This window comes from uncultured Methanobrevibacter sp., from assembly GCF_937906425.1.
Taxonomy (GTDB): Archaea; Methanobacteriota; Methanobacteria; order Methanobacteriales; family Methanobacteriaceae; genus Methanobrevibacter.
In genome coordinates, this window is record NZ_CALCYR010000184.1 from 1 (window position 1) to 4140 (window position 4140).

The window sequence follows — 4140 nt, forward strand, 5'->3', positions numbered from 1 at the left end:
AATATTGTCGCACTTTCAAAACTTTTTAATATTATTTCATTACACAGATAATATTAATAAAATAATTTAAATGAAAATACAATTCATTACACGATGGTGGGTATTATGGTTTTTACAATTGAGGAGATTAAGAAAAGAATTATTCCAATTGTTGTTAAATATGGGATAAACAGTTTTAGTCTTTTTGGTTCATATGCTCGTGATGAAGCAACTGAAGATAGTGATTTGGATTTTGTAATGGATAAAGGGGATTTGAAAGGTCTTCAATATGTTTCTTTAGTTCAGGATTTGGAACAGGAATTCAAATGTCATGTTGATGTAATCAGTAAAGGCAGTTCAAATAAGAAATTTCTTGAAGCAGTGAGCAGGGAGGAGGTTCTTATATATGAACGAAAAAGATAAAAGATGGGCTAAAACCATAATTGATTATTGTAATGTATTGAAGATTACTTGAATCGTTTTGATGATGATAAAGAAATATATTTTTCTGATAGTTTATATAAGGATGCTTGTGCATTAGTTATTATCCAGATGGGTGAATTTGCAAATAGATTTTCAGATGAATTCTGTCAAGAGTATGATGGAATTGAATGGGGTCAATTAATTGGTTTGAGAAATATCGCGGCCCATAATTATGAGAATATTGTGGATGATATCTTTTGGGAAATTATGCATGACGATGTTCCTGAAATTAAGCAATATCTGGAAAAAATCATTCATGATTAAATCAGATCATACTATTTTTTAGCATATGATATTTATTTTTTAATTTTTTAGTTTTATTTTATTTTTTATAATTTTTTTGATTTTTATTTTTTTGAATATGTTTATTTGCAATATATTTCATTCAGGGTAATGATAGTTTTATAAATTACAATTTATCACATCATCATTACTAGAGAAGCAAACTGCACCACCAACATCTTCAGAAATATTTCCGCAACTATTTCTTTTCAAATTCCTTTTCAAGTAAAATGGTTACAGGGCCATTGTTTAACAATTCCACTTTCATAAAAGCCCCAAATATTCCTGTTTCTGTTTCAACAGTTTCCCTACATTTTTCAACGAAGTAGTCAAATAATTCAGTTGCTTTATCAGGTGCTAATGCCTTGTGGAAAGAAGGTCTATTTTTCTTTGTTTTGGCATATAAAGTAAATTGAGGTACAAGCAATAATTTTCCTCCAATGTCTTTAACTGAAAGATTCATTCTTTCATTTTCATCATGGAATATTCTAAGTTTTGTAAGCTTATTTGCAAGGTAATCAGCTTCCTTTTCGCTGTCATTTTGGCCAAAACCTACTAAAACCATTAATCCTTCTTCTATTTGGCCAACTATTTCATTGTCTACTTCCACACTTGCACTTGTAACTCTTTGAACAACTAATTTCATAAAATTTCTCCAAGATTTCTCATTCTTCTATATTTTTATTTATTTTTATTCTTTTAAATTATTTTTCTTTGGTTTTGTTTTGTTTTTGGGGGATGGGTTTTTTTTATTCTTTTTAATTGTTTTTTTAATTTATTAGTCTTTATTATTTTAGGTTCTTTTTATTTGTTTTTTAAATTCAAACTTAAGCTTTGCAAGTTTAACATGCTTTTTTAAAGAAATTTAGTAAACTATTTTTATTACATTGAACAATTTTAAACTATGACAAAAGTAACTATCATGGGATCAACTGGTGTCATAGGAAAAAATGTAGTTTTTAAGTTGGCAAGAAGAGATATCATTGATGAAATCGTCTTGTTTACCCGTAAATCCAGTATCAATAAGGCAGTTGGTGAAGTATTCGATATGTATGATGCCTTGGCTGCTGAAGATATTGATTGTGATCTTATTCCTACTTATAAATATGAAGATATTGCTGATTCAGACATTGTTCTTATTTCAGCAGGTATTCCGCGTCAGGAAGGGATGAATAGACTTGATTTAGCTGTTCCCAATGCAAGAATTGTTGATGAATATGCTAGACAGGTAGCTATTCATGCACCAGATGCTATAATTTTAATTGCAACTAATCCTGTTGATGTTATGACAACAATAGCTTTGGAAGCATCTGGTTTTGATAAGAAAAAGGTTATTGGTCTTGGAAATCACTTGGATTCACTAAGATTAAAGACTTATATTTCAAAACACTTTAAAATTAACAGTAGGGAAGTTCATACAAGGGTTATTGGTGAACATGGGGACCATATGGTTCCTCTTTTAAGCTCCACCACTATTGGAGGAGTTCCTTATAAGGTCTTTTATGATAATAAGGCTTTGGACACTAAAGACATTGTTAAAAGACTTAGAACTGCCGGCAATACCATTATTTCCAAAAAGGGTGCTACAGAATATGGTCCTGCCTATGCTATTTCCAATCTTATCTTTACAATATTGAGGGATAGTCATAGGATCTTGACTGTAAGCATTTATTTGGATGGAGAAATTTCAGATGTTGAAGGAGTTTCGTTAGGAGTTCCTGCAATCTTATCCAAAAAAGGTGTTGCATACATTGTACCGATTCCTATAAATGATTATGAGAAGAGGAAGTTTAAGGAAGCGGCAAATGTAGTAAAAGAAACTACAGAACAGGTTAGAGACATTTTAAAACAAGATAAGGATGATTCTAGCCAATAAATTTTAATTTTGCTGTCAATTTTGACAGTTTTTTCTTTTTTTATAATCTTTTTAGATTATTTTTTGCTTGTTTTTAAAATTTATTTTTTACTAATTTTTTTGATAATTATTTGAACCTTAGGTTTATTTTAAAATTTTTTATTGTTTCATTTTCAACTGTTTCAAATGAAACATTTATATATTCATTCTTCCAAATAATTAAGTAGATAGAACTTTTATTTATTTGAGTTATTTTTTTTTATTTATTTATTTTATTTATTTTATTCATTAATTGGTGATATTATGCTTGGTGAAGATTCTCAAGGAATAAGTGAAAAGTCTCCATTGATAGCATGGATTCATAATATTTCTAAAAACCAATTCAAGTATCTTAAATTGAAATATGAGGAATTTGATTTGGGACATGAGGTCAGATATATTATGATGATTTATGATAATCCAAACATTTCCCAGGATGAATTGGTTTTAATGTCTGGTCAAAGTAAGGGGAATATTGCAAAATCCTTGAAAAGGCTGGAAAATGATGGATACATTAAAAGGGAAGTAAATCCTAATAATAGAAGAAAATATATGTTGAATACAACTGAAAAGGGTGAGGATTTAGTTCCAAAGATTCGTCAAATTTCCAAGGATTGGGAAAAGGAAGTTGGTATTGATGAATCAGATGATGAATTGAAGTTAAGATTGAAGGAGATAGCTCTTAAGGGAATGGAATTAGTCTGTGATGACAGTTTTGATAATTTAAAATAATTTTAATGTCAAATTTCTGATTTAGAGGTTTTAAGGTGTAATTTTTTTTGCATTTGATTTCAGATGTTTTTTGGTGTTAATTTATTTCGCATTTGATTTCAGATGTTCTTTGGAGTTAATTTATTTCGCATTCCTGTTTTATGATTTTTAAGGTGATTTCATGAAGGTAAAATATAGTACAATGATTGTTGAGGATATGGAAAAGTCAGTTGACTTTTACACTTCAGTTTGCGGATTTGAAATAGACAGTGAGTATGATCTTCCAAATGGAGCATTCATTACCTTGCTTAAGGGTGAAGGAGAAACAATGCTTGAGCTTATTAAAGACAATGTCAATGATATTGGATTGTATTCAATAGGCATGGATGTTGAGGACATTGAAAGGGAGGTTTCTCAAATCAAGTCAAAGGGAGTTGAAATGATTTTGGAACCAACCAGAACAAGTGTTGGAAGCATGGCCTTATTTAAGGATCCAAATGGAATAAATGTTGTTTTAGTCCAACATGATGATTAATTATTTATTAATTTAAATTTGAGGTTTTGTAGTTTAGTTATTTTTTAGGGATTTTCTTTAATTTAATTTAATTAATTTTTATTTTATTAGGGATTTTCTTTAATTTAATTTAATTAATTTTTTTTATTTTATGGAGGATTTTCTTTACTTTAATTTAATTAATTATTTTCATTGAATATAGTTGAGTTTTAATTTAATTAATTTTTTTTATAGTTTAGAGTTGAGTTTTAATTTAATTAATTTTTTTATATATTAA

At 28.5% G+C, this 4140-nt stretch carries 6 protein-coding genes; 5 read left to right on the forward strand and 1 reads right to left on the reverse strand.

The genetic code is table 11. The features are described 5' to 3' along the window. The first annotated feature begins 105 nt into the window (after nt 1–105). Nucleotides 106–402: a nucleotidyltransferase family protein gene (locus tag Q0138_RS05295; RefSeq protein WP_292741279.1), complete on the forward strand. Its 297-nt coding sequence runs from the start codon at nt 106–108 to the stop codon at nt 400–402. 48 nt (nt 403–450) lie between these two features. Continuing rightward, the gene (locus Q0138_RS05300; RefSeq protein WP_297981793.1) at nt 451–726 is read left to right on the forward strand and encodes a HepT-like ribonuclease domain-containing protein; all 276 of its coding nucleotides are present in this window, start codon (nt 451–453) and stop codon (nt 724–726) included. Nucleotides 727–943: 217 nt separating this feature from the next. Here Q0138_RS05300 and dtd read toward each other — a convergent pair whose 3' ends face one another. Beyond that, complete coding sequence (gene dtd / locus Q0138_RS05305; RefSeq protein ID WP_297981795.1) at nt 944–1390, reverse strand: D-aminoacyl-tRNA deacylase; 447 nt, start codon at nt 1388–1390, stop codon at nt 944–946. A 258-nt stretch (nt 1391–1648) separates the two neighbouring features. On the opposite strand from dtd, the gene Q0138_RS05310 reads away from it, so the two are divergent. From Q0138_RS05310 to Q0138_RS05320, 3 genes are all read left to right on the forward strand, one after another. Beyond that, the gene (locus tag Q0138_RS05310; RefSeq protein ID WP_297981797.1) at nt 1649–2620 is read left to right on the forward strand and encodes a malate dehydrogenase; all 972 of its coding nucleotides are present in this window, start codon (nt 1649–1651) and stop codon (nt 2618–2620) included. 282 nt (nt 2621–2902) lie between these two features. Further along, nucleotides 2903–3370 carry a MarR family winged helix-turn-helix transcriptional regulator gene (locus Q0138_RS05315; RefSeq protein WP_297981799.1) on the forward strand — a complete coding sequence of 156 codons (468 nt, stop codon included), beginning with the start codon at nt 2903–2905 and terminating at the stop codon, nt 3368–3370. A gap of 160 nt (nt 3371–3530) precedes the next feature. Continuing rightward, the gene (locus tag Q0138_RS05320; protein ID WP_297981801.1) at nt 3531–3884 is read left to right on the forward strand and encodes a VOC family protein; all 354 of its coding nucleotides are present in this window, start codon (nt 3531–3533) and stop codon (nt 3882–3884) included. The last annotated feature ends 256 nt before the right edge of the window (nt 3885–4140 follow it).